The 26286-nt window shown below is 68.0% G+C and carries 20 protein-coding genes; 10 read left to right on the top strand and 10 right to left on the bottom strand.

The genetic code is table 11. The annotated features are described in order from the left end of the window. Positions 1-69: 69 nt before the first annotated feature. Entirely contained in the window at positions 70-2286 is a 2217-nt protein-coding gene (locus EIP75_RS24865; RefSeq protein WP_125243306.1) for an FUSC family protein, read from the bottom strand. Between the two features lie 20 nt (positions 2287-2306). Next, entirely contained in the window at positions 2307-3851 is a 1545-nt protein-coding gene (lysS, locus tag EIP75_RS10970) for a lysine--tRNA ligase (protein WP_125243307.1), read from the bottom strand. Positions 3852-3925: 74 nt separating this feature from the next. Here lysS and EIP75_RS10975 point away from each other — a divergent pair, with 74 nt between their 5' ends. The 6 genes from EIP75_RS10975 (at position 3926) to EIP75_RS11000 (ending at position 10202) form a co-directional block, all read left to right on the top strand. Continuing rightward, positions 3926-5266 (top strand): MATE family efflux transporter, encoded by a 1341-nt coding sequence (locus EIP75_RS10975; protein ID WP_125243308.1) that lies wholly within the window; start codon positions 3926-3928, stop codon positions 5264-5266. A gap of 123 nt (positions 5267-5389) precedes the next feature. Then, the gene (locus tag EIP75_RS10980) at positions 5390-6025 is read left to right on the top strand and encodes an acyltransferase (protein ID WP_125243309.1); all 636 of its coding nucleotides are present in this window, start codon (positions 5390-5392) and stop codon (positions 6023-6025) included. Continuing rightward, complete coding sequence (locus EIP75_RS10985; RefSeq protein WP_125243310.1) at positions 6022-7149, top strand: glycosyltransferase; 1128 nt, start codon at positions 6022-6024, stop codon at positions 7147-7149. The genes EIP75_RS10980 and EIP75_RS10985 overlap by 4 nt, the downstream gene beginning before the upstream one ends. Then, a complete protein-coding gene (locus tag EIP75_RS10990; RefSeq protein WP_233584804.1) occupies positions 7146-8327 on the top strand; it encodes a glycosyltransferase family 2 protein in 1182 nt (393 codons plus the stop codon). The genes EIP75_RS10985 and EIP75_RS10990 overlap by 4 nt, the downstream gene beginning before the upstream one ends. Before the next feature lie 78 nt (positions 8328-8405). Continuing rightward, positions 8406-9584, top strand: a complete 1179-nt coding sequence (locus EIP75_RS10995) for a DegT/DnrJ/EryC1/StrS family aminotransferase (RefSeq protein ID WP_125243311.1) — start codon at positions 8406-8408, stop codon at positions 9582-9584. A gap of 21 nt (positions 9585-9605) precedes the next feature. Then, complete coding sequence (locus EIP75_RS11000) at positions 9606-10202, top strand: sugar transferase (protein ID WP_125243312.1); 597 nt, start codon at positions 9606-9608, stop codon at positions 10200-10202. A gap of 788 nt (positions 10203-10990) precedes the next feature. Here EIP75_RS11000 and EIP75_RS11005 read toward each other — a convergent pair. The 4 genes from EIP75_RS11005 to EIP75_RS11020 all read right to left on the bottom strand — a co-directional run bounded on the left by EIP75_RS11005 (position 10991) and on the right by EIP75_RS11020 (position 15083). After that, a complete protein-coding gene (locus EIP75_RS11005) occupies positions 10991-11344 on the bottom strand; it encodes a BON domain-containing protein (protein WP_125243313.1) in 354 nt (117 codons plus the stop codon). 230 nt (positions 11345-11574) lie between these two features. After that, a complete protein-coding gene (locus EIP75_RS11010) occupies positions 11575-12990 on the bottom strand; it encodes a sigma 54-interacting transcriptional regulator (protein WP_125243314.1) in 1416 nt (471 codons plus the stop codon). Between the two features lies 1 nt (position 12991). After that, positions 12992-13651, bottom strand: a complete 660-nt coding sequence (locus EIP75_RS24320) for a hypothetical protein (protein ID WP_199758559.1) — start codon at positions 13649-13651, stop codon at positions 12992-12994. Then, positions 13632-15083, bottom strand: coding sequence for a HAMP domain-containing sensor histidine kinase (locus tag EIP75_RS11020; RefSeq protein ID WP_125243315.1), 1452 nt, complete (start codon positions 15081-15083; stop codon positions 13632-13634). The genes EIP75_RS24320 and EIP75_RS11020 overlap by 20 nt, the downstream gene beginning before the upstream one ends. 253 nt (positions 15084-15336) lie before the next feature. Here EIP75_RS11020 and EIP75_RS11025 point away from each other — a divergent pair, with 253 nt between their 5' ends. Next, positions 15337-17199, top strand: coding sequence for a polysaccharide biosynthesis protein (locus EIP75_RS11025; RefSeq protein WP_125243316.1), 1863 nt, complete (start codon positions 15337-15339; stop codon positions 17197-17199). 27 nt (positions 17200-17226) lie between these two features. Here the strand turns inward: EIP75_RS11025 and EIP75_RS11030 are convergent, their stop codons facing one another. Together EIP75_RS11030 and EIP75_RS11035 are read right to left on the bottom strand one after the other, a co-directional pair. Continuing rightward, positions 17227-18117, bottom strand: coding sequence for a universal stress protein (locus tag EIP75_RS11030; RefSeq protein ID WP_125243317.1), 891 nt, complete (start codon positions 18115-18117; stop codon positions 17227-17229). Positions 18118-18148: 31 nt separating this feature from the next. After that, on the bottom strand, positions 18149-20980 hold the full coding sequence (locus tag EIP75_RS11035) for a CHASE domain-containing protein (protein ID WP_158622818.1): 2832 nt from the start codon (positions 20978-20980) through the stop codon (positions 18149-18151). 170 nt (positions 20981-21150) lie between these two features. Here EIP75_RS11035 and EIP75_RS11040 point away from each other — a divergent pair, with 170 nt between their 5' ends. From EIP75_RS11040 to EIP75_RS11050, 3 genes are all read left to right on the top strand, one after another. Continuing rightward, positions 21151-22134, top strand: coding sequence for an MBL fold metallo-hydrolase (locus tag EIP75_RS11040; RefSeq protein WP_199758564.1), 984 nt, complete (start codon positions 21151-21153; stop codon positions 22132-22134). A 196-nt stretch (positions 22135-22330) separates the two neighbouring features. Continuing rightward, positions 22331-23776: a S41 family peptidase gene (locus tag EIP75_RS11045; RefSeq protein ID WP_125243320.1), complete on the top strand. Its 1446-nt coding sequence runs from the start codon at positions 22331-22333 to the stop codon at positions 23774-23776. A gap of 15 nt (positions 23777-23791) precedes the next feature. Further along, on the top strand, positions 23792-24559 hold the full coding sequence (locus EIP75_RS11050; RefSeq protein ID WP_125243321.1) for a HesA/MoeB/ThiF family protein: 768 nt from the start codon (positions 23792-23794) through the stop codon (positions 24557-24559). A 61-nt stretch (positions 24560-24620) separates the two neighbouring features. On the opposite strand, the gene EIP75_RS11055 is transcribed toward EIP75_RS11050, so the two are convergent. Both EIP75_RS11055 and EIP75_RS11060 read right to left on the bottom strand, forming a co-directional pair. Then, positions 24621-25421 carry a WecB/TagA/CpsF family glycosyltransferase gene (locus EIP75_RS11055; RefSeq protein WP_125243322.1) on the bottom strand — a complete coding sequence of 267 codons (801 nt, stop codon included), beginning with the start codon at positions 25419-25421 and terminating at the stop codon, positions 24621-24623. Between the two features lie 249 nt (positions 25422-25670). Continuing rightward, positions 25671-26270 carry a TetR/AcrR family transcriptional regulator gene (locus tag EIP75_RS11060; RefSeq protein ID WP_158622819.1) on the bottom strand — a complete coding sequence of 200 codons (600 nt, stop codon included), beginning with the start codon at positions 26268-26270 and terminating at the stop codon, positions 25671-25673. Between the last annotated feature and the right edge of the window lie 16 nt (positions 26271-26286).

A 26286-nucleotide genomic window follows, 5' to 3' on the forward strand; every position in this document is an offset into this window, starting at 1 on the left:
GCTTTGGGGAAGGGACAGCGGGGACGGCCATCGTGCCACGAGATGGCCCTGCCATCCAGCCCGGTGCGCTCAGGCCATGAAGGCGCGCGCGGCCTGCACCAGCGCCTGGGCGTCGACCTCCGCCTGGCGCAGGCGGCGCGCCAGCCAGGACAGGGCCGAATCCGAGGACTGCGGGTGCTCGGTGCTCAGCAGGGCGGTGTTGGTGATGGGGGCGTGCTCGGCGCCGGTGTCGTCCATCGGGGCCAGGGGGGTTGGCGAGGCCTGCGGTTCGTTTGCGGGTGTGGTGGGCCCGGTGGGCAGTGGGATCACCTCGCCGAACAGCGCCCCCATGCGCGCATCGGCCTGGCCCAGCAGGCGCAGGGTGTGGGCCGGGTCGAACTCGGCCTGGCGGGCCAGCAGCAGGCCTCGCACGCCGGCGATCTGGCTGGTCAGGCGATGGCTTCGCACCACCACGGTTTCCAGATCGCCCAGGTGGGCGCGCTGCGATGACGGCTCTTTCTGCATGCGCTGCAGTGATTGCGTGAGCAGCCAGACCACGTCGTAGACCTCGCGGCGAGCATGGCTGCCGCGCTCGCCCAGCGTGCTCTGCACGCCCTGGCCCATCACGTGGTGGGCATAGCGGGCCTCGGCACGCAGCAGGCGCCCCACCAGTTGGGGCAACTGGTGGCGCTCCCAGGCGGGCCACAGGTAGCTGAAACCCCAGGCCAGGCCGGCACCCACCAAGGTGTCGCCCAGTCGTTCGAGCACGGCCAGCGAGGGCATGTGGCCGTGCGCCACATGCACCTGCAGCAGGGCCAGCACGGCGCCGGCCATGGAGGTGATGCGGTAGTCGACCAGGGCATAGGCGTGGGCGATGCTCAGGGCCAGTGCCAGCACGGCCAGCACCACCCAGCCATTGGGCTGCAGGGCCAGCAGCAGCGAGGCCAGCAGGCAGCCTGCCAGCGTGCCGATGACGCGGGCGTCGCGGCGCGCCAGGGTTTGCTCCAGGTTGCCGCGCAGCACCACGGCCACCGTCATCAGCATCCACTGAGGGTGGGCCGTCCAGGGCAGGCTGTGGGCCAGCAGGTAGGCGCAGGCCATGGCCGCGGTGGTGCGCGCGGCGTGGCGCAGCACGGGCGAGCGCCAGCTCAGCACGGCGCGCAGGTTGGCCAGGGGCCAGTCCACCGGCGAGCGCATGGACTGCAGCACGGCGGTGTCCAGCGTGAGGGGCTGGGCATCGGGCACGGCCACGGCGTCGCGCAGGCGCTGCAGGCCCAGGCGCATCTGGGCGTGGCGGCGCAGCAGCGACAGCAGGGTCTGGTTCAAGGCCAGGGGCACGTCGCTCAGAGGGGTGTGGGCGATGTCGCGCGCCACGGGAAGCGTGGGCCAGGGCAGGTGGCGGGCGGCGGCCTCGGCGGTGCGGTCCAGGTGGGCCGCCAGGTCCTTCATCTCGCGGCCCCATTGCAGCAGGGCCTCGGGCACGGGGGTGTCGGCGGGCCACTGGTCCAGGTCCACCTGGCAGGCCAGCACCAGATCACGCACGTCCACGATGCCGATGAAGCCGGGGATCCAGCGCCGCGCGCCGGGGCGCGTCAGGTCGCTGTAGAGCAGGTCGCGCGTCTGCTGCAGCACGTCGGCGATGGTGGCCTGCTGGCGCACCAGTGGCAGCAGGCTGCCCTCGGGGTCGGCGCCCTGGATGTGGCGGTGCGGCAGCGTGGCCAGCCAGTCGGCCTGGGCCTCGATCAGGCGGGCCAGGGCACGCAGGCTGTCGGCCACGGCCAGGCTCTGGTAGCGCGGCGCGAGCACGCGGCCCGAAGCCAGCGACCACCCAGCCATCGCGGCGCACCCCAGCGCCACCCAGCCCACATGAGTCCACATGGCTGCGCCTTCCAGGTGGCCCTGATCAAAGGCAGCCATCTGGAAGACCAGCGACAGGATCATCGTGAAGGTGAGCGTGCCGCCCCGCTTGCCCCAGGCCGTCCAGAGGATGGCGCTGAAGGTGATGAGCAGCACGGCCAGGCCCATCAGCACATGGTGCCCGTGGCACAGGGCCACCAGCAGCGCCACGGCGAAGGCGGCCAGCGCCGCCATCAACATGGGTTGCGTCTTGGCCTGGGGCGGCGCGACGGTGTCCGCAATGCTGACCACGGCGGCACCGGACGAGACCGTGAGCGCGGCGGGCAGGCCGGCGGCCAGCGCCACGGCCGTGGTGATGCTGGCCAGCCCCGCGCCGACGCTCAGCCCGTTCACCAGGTGCGCGGGCAGGCGCCGGGCCAGCGCGACAGGGGTGAGCTGTGTGGCCTGCACCCCCGAGCGCTCCGCAGGAATCAGACCTCGCGGCGCAAGGCCGGGAACAGGATCACGTCGCGGATGTTGGCCGCGTCGGTCAGCAGCATGATCAGGCGGTCAATGCCGATGCCGCAGCCGCCTGTGGGGGGCAGGCCGTATTCGAGCGCGCGGATGTAGTCGGCGTCGAAGTACATGGCTTCTTCATCGCCCGCATCCTTGGCGCTGGCCTGCGACTGGAAGCGCGCGGCCTGTTCTTCGGGGTCGTTCAACTCGCTGAAGCCGTTGCCGTATTCGCGGCCGGTGATGAACAGCTCGAAGCGCTCGGTGATGGCGGGGTTGTCATCCGACGCGCGGGCGAGAGGCGAGACCTCAACGGGGTAGTCAATGATGAAGGTGGGCTGCCAGAGCTTTTCTTCGACGGCCGCTTCGAACAGGCCGAACTGCAACTCGGCCAGGCTCCAGCGCGCGGGGGCTTCCTCTCCATGGGCCTTCAGGCGGGCGCGCAGCACCTCGGCGTTGTCGGCCTCTTCGGGCGTGAGGCCGGCGTGCTGCACCAGCGAATCGCGCACCGTCAAGCGGGCGAAGGGCGATTCCAGGTCCACATCCTTGCCACCGTAGGTGAGCTTGGCCGAACCCACGGCAGCGCGTGCGGCATGGCGCAGCACCTCTTCGGTGAAGTCCATCAGGTCGCGGTGGTTCCACCAGGCCGCGTAGAACTCCATCATCGTGAACTCGGGGTTGTGCCGCACGGACACGCCCTCGTTGCGGAAGTTGCGGTTGATCTCGAAGACGCGCTCGAACCCGCCGACCACCAGGCGCTTGAGGTACAGCTCGGGCGCGATGCGCAGGAACATCTCTTGATCGAGCGCGTTGTGGTGCGTGGTGAAGGGCTTGGCGTTGGCGCCGCCGGGGATGGGATGCATCATGGGCGTTTCAACTTCCAGGAAGTCGTGCTCGACCATGAAGGCGCGGATGGAGGCGATGGCCTTGCTGCGGGCCACGAAGCGGGCGCGTGACTCTTCGTCGACGATCAGGTCGACGTAGCGCTGGCGGTACTTCTGTTCCTGGTCCGTCATGCCGTGGAACTTGTCGGGCAGCGGGCGCAGGGCCTTGGTCAGCAGGCGGATGCTGGTGACCTTGATGGACAGCTCGCCCGTCTTGGTCTTGAACAGCGTGCCTTCGGCGCCCAGGATGTCGCCCAGGTCCCAGTGCTTGAAGGCCTGCAGCGCATCGGCCCCGACGTTGTCCAGCGTCACGTAGACCTGGATGCGGCCGGTGGCATCTTGCAGGGTGCCGAAGCAGGCCTTGCCCATGACGCGCTTGAGCATCAGGCGGCCACCCACGCTGGCAACCACATTCTGGGCTTCCAGATCGGGCGCTTCGGTGCCGTCGTGCGCGGCGTGCAGCTTGTCGGCACGGTCGGCCGGCTTGAAATCGTTGGGGAAGGCCACGCCCTGGGCGCGGATGGCGGCCAGTTTCTCGCGGCGCTCGGCCACCAGCTTGTTGGTGTCGACCGGGGCGGCTGCTTCCGTGGAGGCTGTCGCGGAGGTCTGGTCGGGCGTCGGGGTGTTGGGCTTGGTCATGGGCGTGGCGCGGTGGGCCGCCGGGGGCGGCGGTAACCCTCCATTGTATGAAACCGTGCGCCACAATGGCGCCCATGTCTGACCAAGAAGAAACATCGCCCTGGCGGCGCGCCTGGGCGGCCGTGCCCAGCGCCGCACTGGGCAACCTGCTGGCCAAGCTGGTGATCGTGGGGCTGGGCCTGGCGATCACGGTGCTGGTGGCCCGTCAAGGCCCCCGGGTGCAGGGTGCTTTTGCGCTGTTCGTGGCCGTGGAAGCCGCCTTGCTGACCCTGTTTTCCGGACTGGGCCTGTGGCTGGCCCGGCAGGTGTCGCGCCAGCAGGCCGGCGAGCCGGGCAGCACACTGCCCTTGTTGCGCAGCGTTCTACGCGCCTCGGTGGCCTTGGGCCTGGTGGCGGCGGGGGTGCTGCTGGGCGTGTCCTGGTGGGCCGACAGCCTGCCCTATGCGCAGCTGTGGCTGCTGGCGCTGGCTGCGCCTTTCCTGCTGCTGGTGCCCACGGCCACAGGCCTGTGGCTGGGCCGGGGCCGCATGTGGCCGCTGAACCTGGCCCAGGTGGCGGCGCCCGCCTCGGTGCTGTCGGGCCTGGCGGTGGTGTGGTGGCTGATGCAGGACGTGGCCTGGAAGACGCCCGCCGCGGTGCTGGTGCTCACGGCCTGGGTCAGCGGCAAATCGCTGGTGGCGGTGCTGACGGCCATCTATGCCCTGCACGACAGCGCCCGCCACGACGAGGCGCGTGCGCCGCACAGCCTGGTCTTCAAGGATGGGCGCCCGTCCTGGTGGACGGACTGGCGCTTCGTGGCCACCATCGGCATCACCAACGTGATCAGCCTGATGAACTACCGGGCCTCGCTGTTTTTGGTGGAGCACTTCCATGGTCTGGCGGCGGTGGGCACCTACTCCGTGGCCGTGACGGTGGCCGAGCTGCTGTGGCTGCTGTCCTCCTCGGTGACGGTGTCGGCCTATTCGCGCATCGGCCACCCGGACCGGGCCGTGTCGGCCGCCATGACGGTGCAGGCGGTGCGCATCAACGTGCTGGCCACCGTGGTGGCCGCGCCGGTGCTGCTGGCCGGCGCCTCCTGGGCCGTGCCACGCCTGATGGGCGAGGCCTATGCCGAGTCGATCATGCCGCTGGCCTTCCTGCTGCCCGGCGTGGCGGCCTACGCGGCGGCCTCCAGCCTGTCGGCCTTCTACACCAACCACCTGGGCAAGCCGCACCTGTCGGGGCTGGTGGCCAGCCTGTCGCTGGCCGTGAGCGTGGTGGTGGCGCTGGTGCTGGTGCCGTCCATGGGCGCCAAGGGCGCGGCCATTGGCAGCAGCACGGGTTACATCCTGGCCATCCTGGTGGCCTATGGGGTGTTCCTGCGGCACGCGGGCTTGCCGCTCAAGGCCTTGTGGACCCGGATGCCCTCCAGCTGATGGGTGCCCCGAAATGCGGGGGCTGGGGGCTTGTGCTCTCCCTGGTGTTGGCCAAAGCGGGCGACAATCCCGGGTTTACCCGTTTCGGGGTCGTGTGACCCTTCCCGTGTCCCTGTCGTGCCCATGATCGCCCTGCGCCAACGCCTGATCCGCCTGCTGGCCCGACTGCTGTCGGTGTTCACCGGGCCGCGCGTCGTCTATGGCTGGCGCAATGCCAATGGCGTGTACTGCGCGGCCACCCGGGTCAGCACGCACACCTCGATCGATGGTGCCGCCGGGCTGGTGCTGGGCGACCATGTCTTCATCGGCCACTTCAACCGCATCGACGGCGCCAATGGCCTGGTGATCGATGAAGGCTGCCAGATCACCAACTACGTGTCCGTGCTCAGCCATTCCAGTCACCGTTCGGTGCGCATCATGGGCCGGCATTATTTCGGGCATGCCGACCCGGTGGGCTATGTGCGCCGCGCCACCCACATCGGGGCCTACAGCTTCATCGGGCCCCATTGCGTGATCGCGCCGGGCGCACGCATCGGCAAGGGCGTGATCGTGCAGGGCTACAGCTTCGTCTCGGGCGATGTGCCTGATTTCGCCATCGTGGGCACGCGCGTGCCCGGGCAGGCCGCCGTGGTGATGGGCGACACGCGCGACATGGATGCCGGGCTGCTGGCCCAGCACCCCGAGCTGCACGAGGCCTATGCGGCCTGGGCCGGGCCGGACAACCTGCGCCGCGCGCTGGCCCACGGAGGCCGCCCGTGAACGAACCTCTGCGCATCCTGTTCTTCGCCGACGCCTCCAGCGTGCACACGCGGCGCTGGGTGGCCTCCATGGCCGAGCGCGGCGCCGAGGCCATCGTGATCACCCGCCAGCCGGCCGAGGTGCCCGGCGCGCGCGAGGTCATCGCCATTGCGCCGGGGCAGGACAAGGCCAGCTGGTTCAAGGCCCTGCCCGAGGTGCGGCGTGTGGCGGGCCGCGTGGCCGCCAGCTTCAGGCCGCACCTGGTGCATGGCCACTACGTGACCTCGTACGGGCTGTGGGCTGCCGCCTGCGGTGTGCGCGTGCCCAAGGTGCTGACGGCCTGGGGCTCCGACATCCTGGTCACGCCGCGCGAGAGCCGCCTGATGCGCCTGATCGTGCGCTGGACGCTGCGCCGTGCCGACCTCATCACGGCCGACTCCATCGAGATGGTCGACGAGATCGCGTCCTACCACCCCAGCGCGCCGGTGCACCAGATCCTGTGGGGGGCCGACACAGGCAAGTTCCTGCCCGCGCCACCGGCCCCGGATTTCGAGGTGGTCAGCCTGCGCGTGTGGGAGCCCAACTACAACATCGACCTGGTCATCGAGGCCTTTGCCCGCTTCGTCAGCCTGCGCCCGCATTCGCAGGCACGCCTGCACCTGCTGGGCGGCGGCCCGCTGCAGGGCGCGCTGGAAGAGCGCGTGACGGCGCTGCGCCTGCTGCAGCAGGTGCGCTTCCATGGCCGCGTGGGCGATGTCGAGATGATCGAGGCCATCCAGCGCTGCCGGGTGTCGGTGTCGGTGCCCACCAGCGACGCCACCTCGGTGTCGGTGCTCGAATCGATGGCCTGCGGGCTGCCCATCATCGCCTCTGACCTGCCCGCCAACCGCCAGTGGGTGGACAGCCGCGGCGGCTGGCTCACGCCCGTGCGCGACATCGATGCCCTGACGCAGGCCCTGCTGGACGCGCACGACGACCCCACCGCCGCCACGCTCAAGGGCGTGCACAACCGCCGCCGCATCGAGCGCGAGGCTTCTCGGCGCGGGCAGATGGACCGCATGTGGCTGCTCTACCTGCAGCTGCTCAAGCCCAACCCCAAACAGCGCAAGGGCGCACAAACAGCCAGCCAGGGAGAGGCTTCTTGAGTGATCTGCACAATGAGGGGGGCAGCAAGCTGGAAGGCGGCCTGCTGTCGGTGATCGTGCCCTGCCGCAACGAGCGCGACCACATCGAGGCTTTCTGCGCCAGCGTGGCCGCGCAGCAGGTACCCGAGGGCTGGACGCTGGAGGTGCTGATCGCCGATGGCCTGAGCGACGACGGCACGCGCGAGTGCCTGGCCGCGCTGTGCGCGCGCGATGCCCGCTTCGTGATGATCGACAACCCCGGGCGCATCGTGTCCTGCGGGCTGAACCGCTGCATCGAACGTGCGCAGGGCCGCTTCATCGTGCGGCTGGATGTGCACACCGTCTATGCCCCCGATTACCTCGCGCGCTGCCTGGACACCTGGCATGCCACGGGTGCCGACAATGTCGGCGGCCCCTGGAAGGCCGAGGGCGCATCCGGCCCCAATGGGCGCGTGCAGTGCGCCATCGCGGCAGCGTTCCAGTCGCGCTGGGTGGCCGGGGGCGCACGCTCACGCGACCTGGGCTACGAAGGCCCGGTGGACACGGTGTACCTGGGCGCCTGGCCGCGCGAAACCTTCGCGCGTTTCGGTGGCTTCGATGAAACCCTGGTGCGCAACCAGGACGACGAGCACAACCTGCGCATCCACAAGGGCGGCGGGCGGGTGTGGCAATCGTCCACCATCCGCTCCACCTACTACCCGCGGGCGCTGGTGTCCGACGTGTTCCGGCAATACCGCCAGTATGGTTACTGGAAGCCTTTCGTGATGCGCAAGCACGGCCAGGCCGCGTCGATCCGCCACCTGGTGCCCGGTGTGTTCGTCGGGCTCTGGCTGGCGCTGCTGCTGCTGACCCTGGGCAGCCTGCTCTGGGCGGCTTCGCCCTGGGCCCCATCCACCGCACCGGTGATGGCTGCCGCAGGTACTTACCCGTCGCACGGACCCTGGCTGGCCTGGATCTTTGCCGGGCTGTCGGCGGGCCTGTTCGTGGGCTTGAACCTGCTCTATGGGCTGGGCGTGCTGCTGGTCAGCAGCCTCATCGCCACGCAGCAGGGGCGCGAATTGATGCCCTACCTGCCCCGCGTGATCGCGGCCTACCACGTGGGTTATGGGCTGGGATCGCTGCGTGGGTGGTGGGATGTGATCGTCAAGGGGCGTCCCGATCCCGCTTTCGGCAAGCTGACACGCGGGCCTGCCCGCTGACAACGCCCGCATACTGACGCCCCGACCCAGCCACCACGGCCCGTCCAGAACATTCGTGACCGCACGTCCCTCACCGCCATGAGCACCGACCAGAGCCTGCCTTTCCTGCCCTTCGCCCTGCCTGAGATCGGCGAAGAAGAGATCGCCGAAGTGGCCGATGCGCTGCGTTCGGGTTGGGTCACCACCGGCCCCAAGACCCGGCGCTTCGAGCAGGCCTTTGTCGAGTTACTGGGTGACGACAGCCTGCAGGCCATCGCCGTGAACTCGGCCACGGCCGGGCTGCATCTGGCGCTCGAGGCCCTGGGCATCGGCCCCGGCGACGAGGTCATCACCACCACGCACACCTTCACGGCCACGGCCGAGGTGGTGCGTTACCTGGGGGCGGACGTCAAGCTGGTCGACATCGACCCGGCCACCTTGAACATCGATCCGGTGGCCATCGAGGCCGCGATCACACCGGCCACCAAGGCCATCATGCCGGTGCATTACGCGGGCCTGGCGGTGGACATGGACGCCATCTACGCGATCGCACACAAACATGGCCTGAAGGTGATCGAAGATGCCGCCCACTCGCTGCCCACCACCTACAAGGGCCAGCTGGTCGGCACGCTCAAGAGCGACGCGGTGGTCTTCAGCTTCTACGCCAACAAGACCATGACCACGGGCGAGGGCGGCATGCTGGTCACGCGGGATGCCGACCTGGCCGCGCGTGCCAAGGTGATGCGCCTGCATGGCATCAACCGAGATGCCTTCGACCGCTTCACGGCCAAGGTGCCCAGCTGGTACTACGAGATCGTGGCGCCGGGCTTCAAGTACAACCTGACCGACATCGCCGCGGCGCTGGGCCTGCACCAGCTCAAGCGCCTGCCGGGCTTTCAGGTGCGCCGCGAGCAGATCGCCCAGCGCTATGACGAGGCCTTCGCCGACCTGCCCATCATCCGCCCGCCGCGCCCTGTGCACGCGGGCGATACGCACTCGTGGCACTTGTACGTGATTCGCCTGTCCGATGGCACGACCGTGCAGCGCGATGCCTTCATCGACAGCCTGTTCGCCGATGGCATCGGCGTGAGCGTGCACTACATCCCGCTGCACCTGCACCCGTACTGGAAAGAGCGCTACGACCTGCGCCCCGAGCAGTTCCCGCACAGCCAGAAGGCCTTCGAGCGCATGCTGACCCTGCCGTTGTACACGCGCATGACGGATGCCGATGTGGAGCGGGTGATCGCCTCGGTGCGCAAGGCCCTGGGCCGCGCTTGATCAGGTCGGGGCGGAGCACACGTGGCCAAGCGCCTGTTCGACTGGGTGATGTCCTCGCTGGGTCTGCTGACGCTGGCGCCCTTGCTGCTGCTGATCGCCTTGCTGGTGAAGCTCGATTCGCCGGGTCCTGTGTTCTTCCGGCAGGAGCGGGTGGGGCGGCACGGTGTGCCGTTTCGCATCCACAAGTTCCGCACCATGCGCTTCGATCCGGCCGGGGCGGGGCCGCAGATCACGGTGGGGGCGGATGACCGCATCACGCGTGTGGGACGCTTTCTGCGGGCCAGCAAGCTCGATGAGCTGGCGCAGCTGATCGATGTGTGGCTGGGTAGCATGAGCCTGGTGGGGCCGCGCCCCGAGGTGCCTCGGTATGTGGCGCATTACCCGGTGTCGTTGCGAGACAAGGTGCTGTCGGTGCGGCCGGGGATCACGGACATCGCGTCGATCGAGTACCGCGATGAGAGTGCGGTGCTGGCGCGGGCGTCGGATCCGGAGCAGGCCTATCTGCACGAGGTGCTGCCGCACAAGCTGGCCCTGGCGGCGCGGTATGTGGATGAGGCTTCCTTGGCGCTGGATGTGAGGCTGATCCTGCGGACGATCTTGGCGATCTTGCGGCGTTGACTTTTGGGCCGTTCTTTGCCTTCGGCGGTTCGTGCGCTTTGTCGCAGCAACGCGGGGCACGGGATGTGGTGGCAGCCGTCCGGGCTTCATTGTTGTCGGTCCCGCCTTCGGCGGGACTGCCCTGTGCTGCTCGCGGCGAGGTGGGGCCGCAGAACTCGCTTCAGGCCCTGTGGGCCTTACGCTCAAACAGCTGCGGCCAGTCAGATGACGAAGCGCGCTGCGCGCGCCCACCTCACCACTGTGCTGCTCGGCGCCAACAAGGCGCCCGACCGTCCGCCCCCACATCCCTTTTGTGCCCCGCTGGTGGCGTGCGGAGAAGGCGGGGCGTGCACGGCCAGCGCGCGTCGGCAGAGAGGCTGACCCAAGCATCTGGATGCCAGCTCAAGCCAGACAGAGGACAAGGCCCTCCGCATGCGGCGAGCGGGGCACAAAATGGCTGAGGGGGACTCTGGGCGGGCGCCTTGTTGGCGTCGCAGGCGCGCAGGGAGGGACAGGTTTGCCCCTGGCCGCAGGCCAGGGGATGGCGAGCATGTTTGAGCCCGCAGGGCGAGTTGCGCAGCCACCTGTCCCGGACGAGCACCGGAGAGCAGTCCTGCCGAAGGCGGGACCGCCAACATTGAAGCCCGGCCAGAGTCCCCCTCAGACCCCGCCCCGCGCTCTCACGACAAAGCGCCACAACCAACGCAGGCAAAGAACAAGGCACACCCAAAAAAAGGAGACCCGAAGGTCTCCTTTTTCTAAGCCCAACCAGCCCGTCTGGCTGACCGGTCAAGCCCGATCTCAGGCAATCACTTGCCCAGCTTCAACTCGTTCTTGACGTCCTTGACGCCAGGAACAGCCGTGGCAGCCGAGATGGCTTGCTGAGCGGCTTCAGCGTTGGGGATGGAGCCCTTGAGCACCACCACGCCGTCGTTGGTCGACACGTCGATCTTCTGGCTCGACAGGTCCTTGTTCTCGAGCAGCGCGGCCTTGACCTTGCTGTTCACCACGGCGTCGCCAGCGTACGAAGCTTCGCCGGTCGGGGCGGGGGCCTGGGCATCAGGCGAAGTCGCTGCAGCAGGGCCGGCAGCGTAGACGGAGGCGGAACCGGCGACCAGGGCGGCGGCAGCGATCAGGCGAGCGATGGCGGAACGTTGTTGCATAGGGATCTCCTGTTGTGCATGTGAATGCAGTTGGCTTGGAAGAATCGCGGTGCCGCTGTTTCAGGCACCACACCTCCCACAGGGCAACGACCGTGCCAGAACGGAAAACTCTTTGTGAATCAACAACTTGAAAAATGGCCCACGCCAACCCCACGCCAACCCCACGCCAAACACCCGCCAAAACCCCGATTTCTGTCGCCGCACGGCGACAGACAGGTGTTGCGCCAACGCTAAGTGCTTGAATCAACGGGGTTTTTCCTGTCGCCCTGTCCCGACGCTTCATCCCCGGCAGGCAGGTCATCCCTGAAGCGCTGGGCCACCAGGCCATGCCGCTGCAGCAGGCGGTAGAACTCGGTGCGGTTGCGCTCGGCCAGGCGTGCGGCATCGGCGACATTGCCTGCCGTGAGCTTGAGCAACTGGCTCAGGTAGCCCCGCTCGAAGCGTTGTTTGGCGTTCACATAGTTCAGCACCTGTGTGGGCGCTTCGGCCTGCAGGGCGCGCTGCACCAGGCTCAGCGGGATCAATGGCGAGGTGGCCAACGCGCACACCTGCTCTACCGCGTTGTAGAGCTGGCGCACATTGCCTGGCCACGGCGCGCCCACCAGCGCTTCGAGCGCATCCGGTGCGAAGCCATTGAGCGTCTTGCGGTACTTGGCCGCCAGCTGCGTCAGGAAATGCTGCGCCAGCAGGGGGATGTCCTCGCGCCGTTCACCCAGCGACGGCAGGCTCAGCTTCACCACGTTCAGGCGGTAGTAGAGGTCGGGGCGGAACTGGTTGTCGGCCATGGCCACGTCCAGGTCACGGTGCGTGGCCGACAGCACGCGCACATCCACCGGGATGGCCTCGTTGCTGCCCACCGGGCGCACCGTGCGCTCCTGCAGCGCACGCAACAGCTTGACCTGCAGGGGCGGGGGCATGTCGCCGATCTCATCCAGAAACAAGGTGCCGCCGTCGGCCGTCTGGAACAGGCCCTGGCGGCTGGTCTGCGCGCCTGTGAACGCGCCCTTGACATGGCCGAACAGCTCGGATTCGAGCAACTGCTCCGGGATGGCGCCGCAGTTGATGGCCACGAAAGGCTTGCGCGCGCGCGGACTGGCGCGGTGGATGGCGCGGGCCAGCAGCTCCTTGCCGGCGCCGCTTTCGCCCGCGATCAGCACGCTGGCATCGGTGGCCGCCACCAGGCGGGCCTCTGCCAGCACATCGGCCATGGCCTGGCTGCGGCTGATGATCTCTTCGCGCCAACTGTGGTCACCGCCTGCATCGCCCTTGGCCCCGGGGCTCAGGCTGGTGGCCTGGCAGACCTTGTCGAGCAGCTCGTGGCTGTCGAAGGGCTTGGTCAGGTAGGCGAAAGCGCCGCGCGAGGTGGCGTCCACCGCATCGGGGATGGTGCCGTGCGCGGTCAGCAGGATCACAGGCAGGGCTGGATGCTGGGCGCGGATCTCGTCGAACAGCTGCAGTCCGTCCAGGCCCGGCAGGCGCACATCGCTGATCACCAGCGTGGGCTGGGACACGGCCAGTTGCGCCAGGGCGGCCTCGGCCGATTCGGCGGTGCTCACCCGGTAGCCGGCGGCGCTCAGGCGCATGGTCAGCAGGCGCAGCAGGTCGAGGTCGTCGTCCACCAGCAGGATCGAATGGTTGGAGGTCATGTCATCCACCTTGTTGTTTGACGGAGGAGGCCCCGGCGGCCGGTGCCGCGGTGGCGGGGGAGGCGGGCAGGGTTCGTTCGATGGTCTTGAGCGCTTCGAGCTTCTCGGTGAGCTGGTCGGTTTTGCGCTGGTTGTCGCGGGCCTGCGTGCCCAGCTTGTCCAGCGCATCGGCCAGGCGGCGCTGCTCGGTCCACTGCGTGCCCAGCATGCGGGCCAGGGGCTTGAGCGCTTCGGCCTCTTCATCGGTGCTGCTCAGCACGGTGTCCAAGTGGATCTGCGCCAGCGCCAGGTCGTTGGCATTGCGGCCGATGCTCAGCACCATGGCCTTGCGCATTGAGCCGACAGGCGTCCTGGGCTGAGTGTTGAGGGTGTTCAGCTCGCGTGTCAGCTCGGCGGGGCTCAAGGCCTTGAGGTTCTGGTGGTAGGCCAGCAGCACCTCCAGCGGGGCCGGTGACACCGGCAGCGCATCGACAGGATCGGGCACGCAGGCCACGGGTTCTGGCGGTGCTGGCGATGGTGGCGGGGCGGGTGGCGCCGTGGTGCAGGCGGCCAGCGACAACAGCACCGCTGTGGTCAGCACGGCGCGGTGCAGGGTGGTCAAGGCAGAGGCCCCGCGCTGGGCGGCCAGGCCCGTGCCGGGGTCATGCAGCAGCTTGTTCATGAGGCAGTTCTATCCTGAAATGGGCGCCCCCTTCGCGGGGCATCAAGCGCACAGAGCCGCCGTGCGCACGCACGTAGTCGTGCACGATGGACAGGCCGATGCCGCTGCCATGGCGTGCGCCTGCAGGCTGGTGGCGGCCCTGGTAGAAGGGGTCGAAGATGTGCTCGGCGTCTTCGGCGGCAACGCCCGGGCCTTCGTCGATGCAATCGATCGCGAGCCGGCCCTTGCCGTCGGTCACCACGAAGCGGATGGGGCTGCCGGCCGGGCTGAAGCGCACGGCATTGGACAGCAGGTTGCCCAGGGCAACCGACAGCTTGTCGGCGTCCAGCTCGGCACGGCCTGTGGCGCCCGAGACGGACACGCTGAGGTTCTTGGCCTGCCATTGCAGGCGCTGGGTCTCGGCGATGCGCAGCAGCAGGGCTTTCACATCCACCGGCTGGCAGCGCAGGCGCTGGGCCTCGAAGGCGGTGGCGTGGTAGCGCAGCAGGTCTTCGATCTGGCCTTGTAGCGAGGCGGTGCTGTCGCGCAGGATGCGGGCGATCTCGGCCTGGTCGGGGGTGAGCTCGCCAGCCACCCCATCCTGCAGCAAGGCCACGCCTTCGCGGATCGAGGCCAGCGGCGTCTTCAGCTCGTGCGAGATGTGCCGCACGAAGCGGGTCTTGTCGGATTCCAGCGCGGCCAGGCGCTGGCGCAGCCAGTCGAGCTGGCGGCCCAGGCGCTGCAGGTCGACCGGGCCGCGCACGGTGATGGGTTGGTCGAACTGGTTGGCGCCCAGCCGGTTGATGGCCGCCCCGATGCGCCGCATGGGCCGCGACAGCCACCAGCCGAAGCCGAACGCGAAACCGGCGGCCACCACCAGCGCGCCGATCACCAGGCCGCTGATCAACTGGCGCTGGCGTTCCAGATCGGCCAGCAACGCGTCATTGCGGCGGTCCACCTCTTTCTGGCTGCGTTCCGCCAGGGCTTCGTTGGCCGCATGCAGACGGCTGAAGATGGGCGTGAGCAGCGGCAGTGCGGCCTGGCGCGGCGTGGCATTGAGGATGTCCCAGGCACCTTCGGCCTGCACGGCCCATTCATGGAAGGTCTGCGCCTCGGCGGGCATCGTGGAGACGATCACGTCCTGCGTGGCGCGGGCCTCCTGCCAGGCCGCCTGGTAGCGATCACGCAAGGTGTCATCGTCGAGCACCAGGAACTGCCGCGCGCTGCGCTCCATTGCCACGGTGCGTTCGGCCAGGCGTTGGGCACTCTCGGTCAGCCGGACCGCGTTGTGGGACACGGCGCGGCTCTGCTTGGCCACGTGCTCCAGCGTCAACAGGGCCTGCACAGCCGCGCCCCCCAGCAAGGCGGCGATCACCAGGAACGCAGCCAGCAGGGATTGGCGGAAGGACAGGCCCCGGAGCCGGCGCAGGGCCGGGAGCGGCTGGGTGTGCATGGATGGTGTGAAACGAGAATGGTTGCTTGTCAGTGTGACGGCAAGCTTAGAGGAGGGGGCTATCCCTGCGATGCCCCGGGGTGGCCTGACACCGGGTTGATTCACATTTGTTTCGTGTTAAAAATATTTGTTACAGGATTCAAGCTTGGCGAAGCGGTTGCGTGGTCTCTCGCCTAGGGACAAGCGGCTGCAGGCCGGCTGGCACAATAAAGGGTTGCCCTGTCCGAACCTTCCAACCCTGCTTGATCACGCCATGCTCTGGAGCCGAATCGACCGCCTGCTGGACCGCCTGCGTCCGCGCCGCCAACCAGCGGTCCTCGTGGTCGATGCACTGCTGATCGCGCTGGCCTGGCATGCCACCTACCTGTTCCGTATGGGGGTGGAGCGTTGGCTGCATGAGCCGCCTCACTATGACGGGGCTGTGCTGCTGGGCGTGGTGCTCATCTACAGCCTGTGGTCCTGGGCACTGGACGTGCCCAAGGCGGCCTGGCGTTATGTCAGTTTCAACGAGGTGGCGCGCCTGGGCTGGATGTGCCTGGGCGCTGGCCTGGTGTCGGCCGTGCTGGTGCTGATGGCGCAACTGGTGGAGGTGCCGCGGGCCGTGCTGGCGCTGCACCCCTTGATCGCCCTGATGACCCTGACCCTGGCGCGCATGCTGCTGCGCATGGCGCATGAGCATGCACGGGCCCGCCGCACCGGCACGAACGACAGCGGCCAGCGCGCGTTGGTGCTGGGCGCGGGGGCCGCAGCCAAACTGCTGATCGCCGGCATCCAGCACCGTGGTTGGACGGTGGTGGGCCTGCTCGATGATGACCCGCGCAAGCATGGCGCCCGCGTGGCCGGCGTCTCGGTGTGGGGCGGGCTCGATCTGCTGTCGCAGGCCGACACGCTGCAGGGCATCTCGCACCTGATCCTGGCCATGCCGTCGGCCTCTGGCGCCCAGCGCAAGCGTGCGCTCGACCTGGCCGTGGCCGCCGGCCTGCCCGTGGTGACGGTGCCCAGTGCGGCCGAGCTGCGCGAGGGCCGCTCGCGCATCGACCGTGTACGCGACATCGAGCCCGACGACCTGCTGGGCCGTGAATCCGTCAAGCTGGACGAATCGGGCGTGTCTTCGCTGATCAGCGGCCAGACGGTGCTGGTCACGGGCGCTGGCGGCTCGATCGGCTCCGAGCTGTGCCGCCAGATCGCCCGCTACGGCCCATCTCGCATCGTGCTGTTCGAGCTCAGCGAGTTCGCCCTTTACCAGGTCGAGCAGGACCTGGGCGAGCGTTTCCCGCGCCTGCCCCTGGTGCGCCTGGTGGGCGATGTGAAGGACCTGGACGCGCTGCGCCGTGTGATGGGCCAGCACCGCCCGCACATCGTCTTCCATGCGGCGGCCTACAAGCACGTGCCGCTGATGGAAGACGAGAACGCCTGGATCGCTGTGCGCAACAACACGCTGGGCACCTTCCTGGCGGCCCAGGCCGCAGCCGAACAGGGCGTGCAGCGCTTCGTGCTGATCTCCACCGACAAGGCCGTGAACCCCACCAACGTGATGGGCGCCACCAAGCGCGCCGCCGAAATGGTGGTGTCGCACTGGGCACAGCAGGCGCCGGGCACGCGCTTCATGGCCGTGCGCTTCGGCAATGTGCTGGGCTCCAGCGGCAGCGTGATCCCCAAGTTCAAGGAGCAGATCGCCAAAGGCGGGCCGGTCACGGTGACGCACCCCGAGATCACGCGCTACTTCATGACCATCCCCGAGGCGGCGCAGCTGGTGCTGCAGGCCGCGGCCCTGGCTGAATCGGGCCAGGTCTTCGTGATGGACATGGGCCAGGCGGTGAAGATCGCTGATCTGGCGCGCGAGCTGATCAAGCTGTCGGGCCACACCGAGGCCGAGATCCCCATCGTGTTCAGCGGCCTGCGCCCCGGCGAGAAGCTCTATGAAGAGCTGCTGGCCGATGACGACACCACGCTGCCCACACCGCACCCGCGGCTGCGCCTGGCGCAGCTCAAGGAGGCCTTGTCGGACGACTGGATCGAACGCATGCAGGCACTGGCGACCGAAGGCCAGGGCCTGCAGGCCGGCGAGGTGCGCTCCCGCCTGCACGCGCTGGTGCCCGAGTACGCGCCGCGCTGAGCTGTTTTGGGTTGAGCGGGTGCAGGCCTAGACCGACACCAGCACGTCGACCTCGGTGCTGCCCAGCACGCGCCGGGTCACGCTGCCCAGGAACAGCCGCTGCAGCATGCCATCGGCATGCTTGCCCATCACGATCAGATCGGCATTGAATGCCTGCACCTGTTGGAGGATGCGGGCCGCAGCATTGCCATGTTGCACCACGGTGAGGGTGGCGTCCGTCGGCAGGCCGGCAGAGCTGAGCAGTTCGTTCAGCTGCTGCTCGGCCTGCGTGTGCGCTGCGACTTGGTATTGGTCAATCTCGGCCAGGCTGACACCCGCATAGCGCAGGCTGCCTTCAAAAGGCAAGTCGAAGGCATGCAGCAGGCACAGCCGGGCGCCGGGTGCGATGGCGCGGGCCAGGTCGATGGTGCGCAGGGAGGCGGACGACAGGTCCACGGGGACCAGCACGCTGCGGTAGGCCTCGCTGGGTGCCTGCCGGACCACCAGCATGGGACGCGTGGCGCTGCCGAGCAGGCGTTCTGCGGTCGAGCCCAGCACCAGGTGGCGCAGCAGGCTGTCCCCGTGGCTGCCCAGTACCACCAGGCTGCTCTGGTGGGCATCGGCCTCGGCCTGCAGGGTGGGCAGCAAATCACCGACCGTGGTTTTCACTCCGGCCTGCACCCCTTGCTCTTGCGACAGCAGATCGGCCAGTTCCTGCAGCCGGGCCTGCGCGCTGTCCAGCAGTCGCTGGTCCAGGTCGGCGGGCAGCGAGCCGGCGCTCGCCAGTTGCTGCAGCCTGGCCATGGGAGCCTGTTGCGCCACGTGGACCAGGTCCAGGCGGGCGCCGTTCTGGCGGGCCAGCAGGGCCGCCCTTTGCGCGGCGTGCAGTGCCGGGGGCGACAGGTCGGTCGCGGCGAGGATGTGGGTCAAGGAGGCCATTGACAGCAAGGCGCCTCAAAAGTACATCGGATCAGACGCTGCCGCCGCGTCCGCTCCGGCTAGTGGGAGGCGGCAGTTTCAGCATGTCGTCCACCATGTCCAGCAGTGCCGTGATCTGCAGAGGCTTGGTCAGGTAGGCCGCAGCGCCTGCCTTCAGGGCATTGTCGATCTGTTCGGGCAGCGCATCCGCCGAAATCATCACCACCGGGATGTGCTGGGTTTCAGGGTTGGCCTTGGCCAGTTTCAGGAAGTCCAGGCCCGAGGCATCAGGCAGGTGCACATCCAGCAGGATCAACTGCGGCAAGGGCCCGCGCAATCGATCATGCAGCGCGGCCAGGCCGGCCTCGATGGTGGCGGCGACCGTCAGCTTGATCCAGGTGCGGCTGGACAAGGCGGCTTGCACCACGGCCGTGTTGGCATGGTTGTCTTCCACGTAGAGCACGTGGCGCGTGTCGCGGGCCGCGTCGTCGGCGTCCATGGCGGGCTCATGGCGGGGCGGGGCGGGAGGCGCCGCCGGCGGCTCAGAGGCCAGCTGCGTGGCCGGCAGCGACAGCGTGAAGGTCGAGCCCGAGCCTTCGCGGCTGCTGGCCTCCAGCTGGCCATTCATCAGCAGGGCCAGGTGGCGGCTGATCACCAGACCGATGCCGGTGCCATCGGGGGTGTTTTTCTCGCGGCCCAGCCGGTTGAAGGGCTGGAAAAGCTGGGCCAGCTGGGCTTCGGTCATGCCCAGGCCGGTGTCGGTCACCACGATGTTGACGGTGGGCGGCTCCGAACTCTTGTGGCGCAGCAGCGCGGCCTGCACGTGCACGCTGCCCCCGGGCCGGTTGTACTTCACGGCGTTGCTCAGCAGGTTGGTGAGCACCTGCTTGAGCCGGGTCTCGTCGGCCAGCACGCCCCATCCCGCCGGCAATGTGCCATCGATGGTCAGGGAAACCTGCTTCTGGCGCGCCAGATCGTCCACCAACTGGCGCGTGGCATCCAGCAGCGGTGGCAGGGGCAGGCGCACGGCGGTCAGCTTGAGGGTGCCGGCGTCGATGCGGGACAGGTCCAGCACGTCGTCGATCATGTCCAGCAGGTGCCAGCCCGCCTGCTGGATCTGCTGCAGGCGGTGGTTCTGGGCGTCGCTCAGGGGGGGGCGACGGTCCAGGCCCATGACCTGCGCAACGCCCAGGATGGCGTTGAGCGGGGCGCGCAGCTCATGGCTCATGCGCGAAAGGAAATCGCTCTTGGCCTGGTTGGCCGATTCCGCGGCGGCACGCTGCAGCCGCGCATCGTCGATGGCCGCGGTCATGCGTTCGGCATGGCCGGTGACCATCAGCAGCAAGGTGCCCAGGGCGGCGGCAAAGCCCACGCCGCCGATCGCAAACAGCCAGGCTGTGGCCCGCCCTCCCACCGAGGGCACAGGCCCCACGGCCCACATGTGCAGGGACCATTCCCGCTGCGCGAAGGACAGGGGCACTACCACCGAGTGCGGTGAAGGCGTCTTGGCGTTGCGCCCGCAACCCGACGTGCCGCCCAGGAAGAGGGGCTCGCCCTTGGATTCGCTGCGGTCGAGCAGGCAGGCCTGCATGAAAGGCGGCATGTCCTTGAGCACGGCCACCAGCGCATCGTCGATGCGCAGCGCCAGGAACACCACGCCCATGGCGGTGGCGTTGCGGTCCGAGGCCAGCACCGTGGGGCTGCGGTAGACCGCCCGGTAGATCACCACACCGAGCTGGTTGCCCTTTTCCTGTGTCAGCCGCATGCCCGGGGAGGCTGCAGGCTGGTTGCTCAGGATGGCTTGCTGGTAGGTCTGGCGTGCCAGCGGCACGGAGAGGATGTTCAGGCCCAGCGCAGCCTCGTTGCCGTCAAGTGGTTCGATGAAGCGGATCGCGGCCAAGTCGGGGCCCTGTGCTGCCACCCGACCTGGCTGATCGAAGACGCGGTAGCCCGTCACGCCCTCCGCGCGCTGGAGCATCTCGAAAGTCTCCAAACGCCCGATCCCGAGCTTTTCCGTCCAGCCCAGCGCCTGCGTGCCCGGCAGTTGCCGCAGCCAGCTGGTGGAGGCGCGGCGGAACTCATCGCGCTCGACACTGTCGGAGGCGTCGTAGATGCCGCGCATGGATTCCAGCGCAGCCAGATAGGCGTTCAGGCGCAGGCGCATGGCATTGCTGGTGGCCTCGGCGTGCAGGCGGAAGGCCGAGTCCTCACGCTCCTGATCCCAATCCTGGATCTGGCGGATGCCCAGCCCCAGCAGGATCGACGAGGCCAGCAGCGGCATGCCCACCACGAAACGGCGCTGGCGCCACAGCCGCTCCGGGCGGCCCCACAAGGTCAGCAGCAGCGGCGTGCCCATCAGCACGCCGAGCATGTCGCCCGCCCACCAGCTGGCCATCAGCGGCAGCCATTCCGTGTAGGGCGTGGCGCCGGTCAGCACCAGCGTGGTCGAGGTGAGCACGGGGTTGATCACGCAGGCCAGCGGGCCGGCCAGCAGCATGAAGCGGGTGATGTCGCGCAGGTTGTCCAGCGGCAGCGGGGCGTTCTCGTCAGGGCCTTGCACCCAGCGTGCGGCCACCCAGGCCTGCAGGCCGCCGCCCAGGCCGCTGGCGGCCAGCCCCAGGAAACTGCCCCAGTGCTGCAGCGCGCTGTGGTCGGCCAGCACGCCGATGGCGCCCACCGTCAGCGAGCCCAACCCTACCGCAACCGCTTGTGCACGCCCCCAGCACAGCACGCAGGCCAGCCCGAATCCGGCCGCCAGGTACAGCAGGGAGATGGTGTCACTGGACGTGGACAGCGCCAGGGAAACGGTACCTGCGGCAACGTAGATGAGGTAGGTCACGATCCCCCGGGACCAGCGGCCGTGGGGAGCAAATGCCTCGGGCATGGGGTGGTGTCTTGCCAAGGTGGGAGTTCGCGGAGCGTTGGCCCCAGAGTATCCGCCAGAGCACAGCCGGCACATAGGGCTTTTGCGCGTCGGTGGCCTTATTGTTGTTTGTGCCCCTAGACTTTGGGACTTCACATCCATTGAGACCCAGGAGAGACCCCATGCAAGCCATGTCCCTGCGTACCGCCTGGTGGGCGGGCAAAGCCTTGTTGGCCGTGGCCGCGCTTTGGCCCCTCATTTCCGTGCCGGCGCATGCCGAGGCGCCACAGGTCAAGACCCAGGTGCCGGGCTACTACCGCCAGGCCGTCGGCGATTTCGAGGTGACGGTGCTGCACGATGGCCAGATCAAGCTGGACACGAAGCTGCTCAAGAACTTGCGCGCCGGCGAGATCCAGAAACTGCTGGCCCTGCAGTTCCGCAACAATCCAACGCCCACCGCCGTCAACGCCTTCCTGGTCAACACCGGCCGCCAATTGGTGCTGGTGGACACCGGCGCGGCCAAGGTGTTCGGGCCCACGCTGGGGCAGGTGCTGGCCAACCTCAAGGCGGCCGGCTACGAGCCCGGACAGGTCGATGCGGTGCTGTTGACCCACCTGCACGGCGACCACGCCGGCGGCCTGCTGGGCGCCGATGGCCAGCGCGTCTTCCCCAAGGCCACGGTGTACGTGTCCCAGGCCGAGGCCAGCCACTGGCTGGCGGCCGATGCCATCGCCAAGGCGCCCGAAGCCATGAAGGGGTTCTTCAAGATCGCCCAGGACGCCACCGCCCCCTACGCCCAGGCCGGCGCACTCAAGACCTTTGCCGGCGCCACTGAAATCCTGCCCGGCATCAAGGCCCTGCCGGCCCCCGGCCACACGCCCGGCCACACCGGCTACCTGCTTGAATCCAAAGGGCAAAGGCTGCTGATCTGGGGTGACCTGGTCCACAACGTGGCCGTGCAGATGGCCCACCCCAACGTCACCATCGAGTTCGATGCGGACCCGGCCGTGGCGGCGCGCACGCGCCAGGCGCTGTTCAAGTGGACGGCGCAAGATGCCTTGCTGGTGGCCGGCATGCACCTTCCTTTCCCGGGCCTGGGCCATGTCCGTGAAGACGGCCGAGGCCGCTACAGCTGGGTGCCCATCGATTTCGCGCTCTGGCCCGACGCACCCTGAATCTGCGCTGGCGGCGAAGTCGTCAGCTTTGCACGACAAGCCCGCTCAAAGCGCGCCCCGTGAGACCTTCGTCGCACGATTTGACCCCGCTTTACCCTGTGATTGAACTTTGCAGCGCCCACCGCTCTCCTATACTGGGAGATCTGTGGGCGTTTGTTCTCCACAGGCATCCTTGTGCAGCACGAGGCAAGACACGATGACCTCCAAATTCAAGATCGCCGGCTGGGTAGCCGTGGGCGCCCTCGCAGGCGGCCTGACCACTCTTCAGTTCCAGGCCACGGCCCGCAATGCAGCGCCTCAGCTGCCCCTTGAAGAGCTGCAGCAGCTGGCCGCCGTCTTCGGCATGGTCAAGACCGACTATGTCGAGCAGGTCGACGAGAAGAAGCTCATCAGCGACGCCATCGGCGGCATGGTGGCGGGGCTCGATCCGCACTCGCAGTATTTCGACAAGACCACCTTCAAGGAATTCCGCGAAGGTACCACCGGCAAGTTCGTCGGCGTGGGCATCGAGATCGGCATGGACGACGGCCTGGTCAAGATCGTGTCGCCCATCGAAGGCTCGCCCGCCTTCCGCGCCGGCCTCAAGAGCGGCGACCTGATCACCAAGATTGACGAGACCTTCGTCAAGGGCCTGACCATGGACCAGGCCGTCAAGCGCATGCGCGGCGAGCCCAGCACCAAGGTCCTGCTCACCATTTTCCGCAAGAGCGAGAACCGCAGCTTCCCCGTGAGCATCACGCGTGAAGAGATCCGCGTGCAGAGCGTGCGCACCAAGCTGGTCGAGCCCGGTTACGCCTGGGTGCGCGTGAGCCAGTTCCAGGACCGCACGGTGGAGGATTTCGTCGCCAAGGTCACCAAGCTCTATGCTGAAGATCCGAAGCTCAAGGGCCTGGTGCTCGACCTGCGCAACGACCCGGGCGGCCTGCTCGAAGGTGCCGTGGCGATTTCTTCGGCCTTCCTGCCCAAGGACGTGGTGGTCGTGACCACCAACGGCCAGCTGCCTGAATCCAAGCAGAAGTTCCTGGCCCGCCCGGAAGACTATTCCCGCCGGCTGAGCAGCGATCCGTTGTCTCGCCTGCCCGCCGGCCTCAAGACCGTGCCCCTGGTGGTGCTGGTCAACGAAGGCTCGGCCTCGGCTTCTGAAATCGTCTCTGGCGCGCTGCAGGATCACAAGCGCGCCACGGTGATGGGCGCCCAGACCTTCGGCAAGGGTTCGGTGCAGACCGTGCGCCAGCTCACCGCCGACACGGCGCTGAAGATCACCACCGCACGCTACTACACCCCCAGCGGCCGCTCCATCCAGGCCAAGGGCATCGTGCCCGACCTGATGGTCGACGAAACGCCCGATGGCAACCTGTTCGGCGCCCTGCGCATGCGCGAGGCCGATCTGGAGAAGCACATCGCCAGCGGCCAGGGTGCGGAAGTCAAGGACGCCGCCCGCGAGAAGGCGCGCGAAGAGGCCATCAAGAAGCTGGAAGAAGCGGCAGCCAAGAAGGACGAGAAGCCCAAGCCCCTGCCCGAGTTCGGCAGCGAGGAAGACTTCCAGCTGCAGCAGGCGCTCAACCGCCTCAAGGGCAAGCCCGTGCTGGTCTCCAAGACCATGACCGAGCGCCAGCCCGAAGACGCCAAAGCTGCCGAGTGATCACCGTGGCGCCGCGTGGACGATAGCCAGCGCCTGCGCTACAGCCGGCACCTGCTGCTGGACGAGTGGTCTGAAGACGCCCAGGAGCGGCTGCTGGCCTCGCATGCCCTGGTGATCGGGGCGGGTGGGCTGGGTGCTCCGGCCCTGATGTACCTGGCCAGTGCGGGGGTGGGGCGCATCACCGTGGTCGACCACGACACCGTGGACCTGACCAACCTGCAGCGCCAGATCGCGCACACCACTGACCGCGTCGGCCTGCCCAAGGCAGATTCGGCACGCCAGGCCCTGGCGCAACTGAACCCCGGGGTGCAGGTGCACGCCCTGGCACAGGCGGCCGATGAGTCGCTGCTACGCACCTGGGTGCCGAAGGCCGATGTGGTGCTCGATTGCACCGACCGATTCGACATCCGCCACCTGATCAACCGCGTGTGCCGAGAGTCCGGGGTGCCGCTGGTGTCGGCAGCGGCGCTGCGATTCGACGGCCAGATCAGCGTGTATGACCCGCGCCAGCCGCAGTCGCCCTGTTATGCCTGCCTGTTCCCGCCCGATGCGCCGCCTGAAGAGGCGCGCTGCGCTTTGCTGGGCGTGTTCGCTCCGCTGGTGGGGATGATGGGTGTGGTGCAGGCCGGCGAAGCCATCAAGCTGTTGGCCGGGTTGGATGCCTCAGCCGGGCAGGTGCCCCTGACCGGGCGGTTGCTGATGGTCGATGGGCGCAGCTGGCAGGTCACGGCCTTGTCGGTGCGGCGTGACCCGGCCTGCCCGGTGTGCGCAGGGCGCCCCTGAAAGAACAACGCCCTGACCGGCAGGCGGGCAGGGCGCGTGGGGCGCGGCGATGGTGGCAGGTTTACTTGGCGCCGGCCACCCAGTTCATGGCCTGTTTGTAGACGAACACGGAGTTCGTCATGAGGTACCGCTTGAACAGGCGGCGCGGTTCGCTGGCCAGGCGGTACAGCCATTCCAGGCCATGGTTCTGCATCCACACCGGGGCACGGCGCAGCGTACCGGCATGGTAGTCGAACGCGGCGCCCACGCCGATCATCACGGCCGACACGCGGCCCTTGTGATCGGCCATCCAGGCCTCCTGCTTGGGACAGCCCAGACCGACGAACACCACGTTGGCGCCGGAATGGTTGATCGCATCCACATGGGCCTGGTCATGCTGCTCCATCGCCTCGCCGAAAGGCGGGGAGATCATGCCGGCGATGCGCAGGGTGGGGAAGCTCTTGCGGACAGCGGTTTCCAGCTTGTCCAGCGTGTGCTGCGTGCTGCCGTAGAAGAACACGGACTGGCCGAGTTCTTCAGCGACCTTCATGTAACGCCACATCAGGTCAGGGCCGTTGATGCGCTGCTGCTCTTCGAAGCCCGAGTTGCTGAGAACCCAGGCCACGGGGGCGCCATCTGGCAGGGCCATGTCGGCACCGGCCAGCACATCGTGGAACGACGCGTCGCTGTCGGCGGTGACCACCGAGTGAACGTTGCACAGGCAGACGTATCGAGATTCACGTTGGCGGGCCCAGGTGGCCAGGCGCGCCAGCGCCTGATCCCAGTCGATCGCGTCGATGAACGTCGACAGCACGGTGGCGCCGGAACGCCGGGTGCGCTGTTTCAACGTCTGCAGGTAGATGCTGTAGTTGGAGGGTTTCATGGTGTATGTCTTGCTCTCACCATCCTTTGGTCACAACTCTACCGTAGGAGACCTGTTCTCCGCTCAGGGCAAACCTAGGGGCGTTGCATGCGGAGTGTGCGAATTGACGTGTTTTGTGCGGGTTTGTCCTTGAAAAAATGGCTAAAAGTGCGTTTTTAACGGATCAGGGCGCCCCCTTGTTTCGGGGGGAAGCCGGCCAGAGAGGCGTCAAGCCGTGTAAGGGAATGTTGCACCAGGCCCCTTTGAGGGTCATGGCGCTCCGCTGCGCGCCATGTACGCGCTCATCATCTCCGTCAGTTCTTCCACCAGTCGATCGATGCCGAATGGCGGGTGAGGCAGGCTGAGGTACTGCATCACCGTGTACACGGTGCTGTTGTAGGCGATGAAGACGCTGACCTGCAGGTCCCGGGGGCGGTATTCGTCATGGTGGTGCAGCATGTACTGCCGCGCCACCTCCATGAGCTGCTGCTCGGCCGCCTGGACGGCTTGGGCCGTGCGCAGTTCATGCCAGTGGCGCGCCACCGCCCGATAGCCCAGGTTCTCCGACACCAGGGCCACGATCTCCGTCAGGCAGGTCTTGTAGAAGGTGGGGTAGTCCAGCGCCAGCCGCTGTGGCAGGTTGCGGGTGACCACCAGGGCGACATCCGTGGACATCTGGGACACCAGGGCGGCCAGCAGCTCGTCCTTGTTCTTGAAGTACTGGTAGAGGGAGCCCACGCTGACGCCGGCCTCTTCGGCCACGTCGCGTGTGGTCAGGTGCAGGCCTCGGCGGTCAAACACGCGCGCGGTGGCTTCGATCAAGTTCTTGACCAGGAATTGGGAGCGCTGCTGCTGCGGGGGCTTGCGCATAGGGGGAGCACGTCGG

Source organism: Aquabacterium soli, from assembly GCF_003933735.1.
Lineage (GTDB): Bacteria > Pseudomonadota > Gammaproteobacteria > Burkholderiales > Burkholderiaceae_C > Aquabacterium > Aquabacterium soli.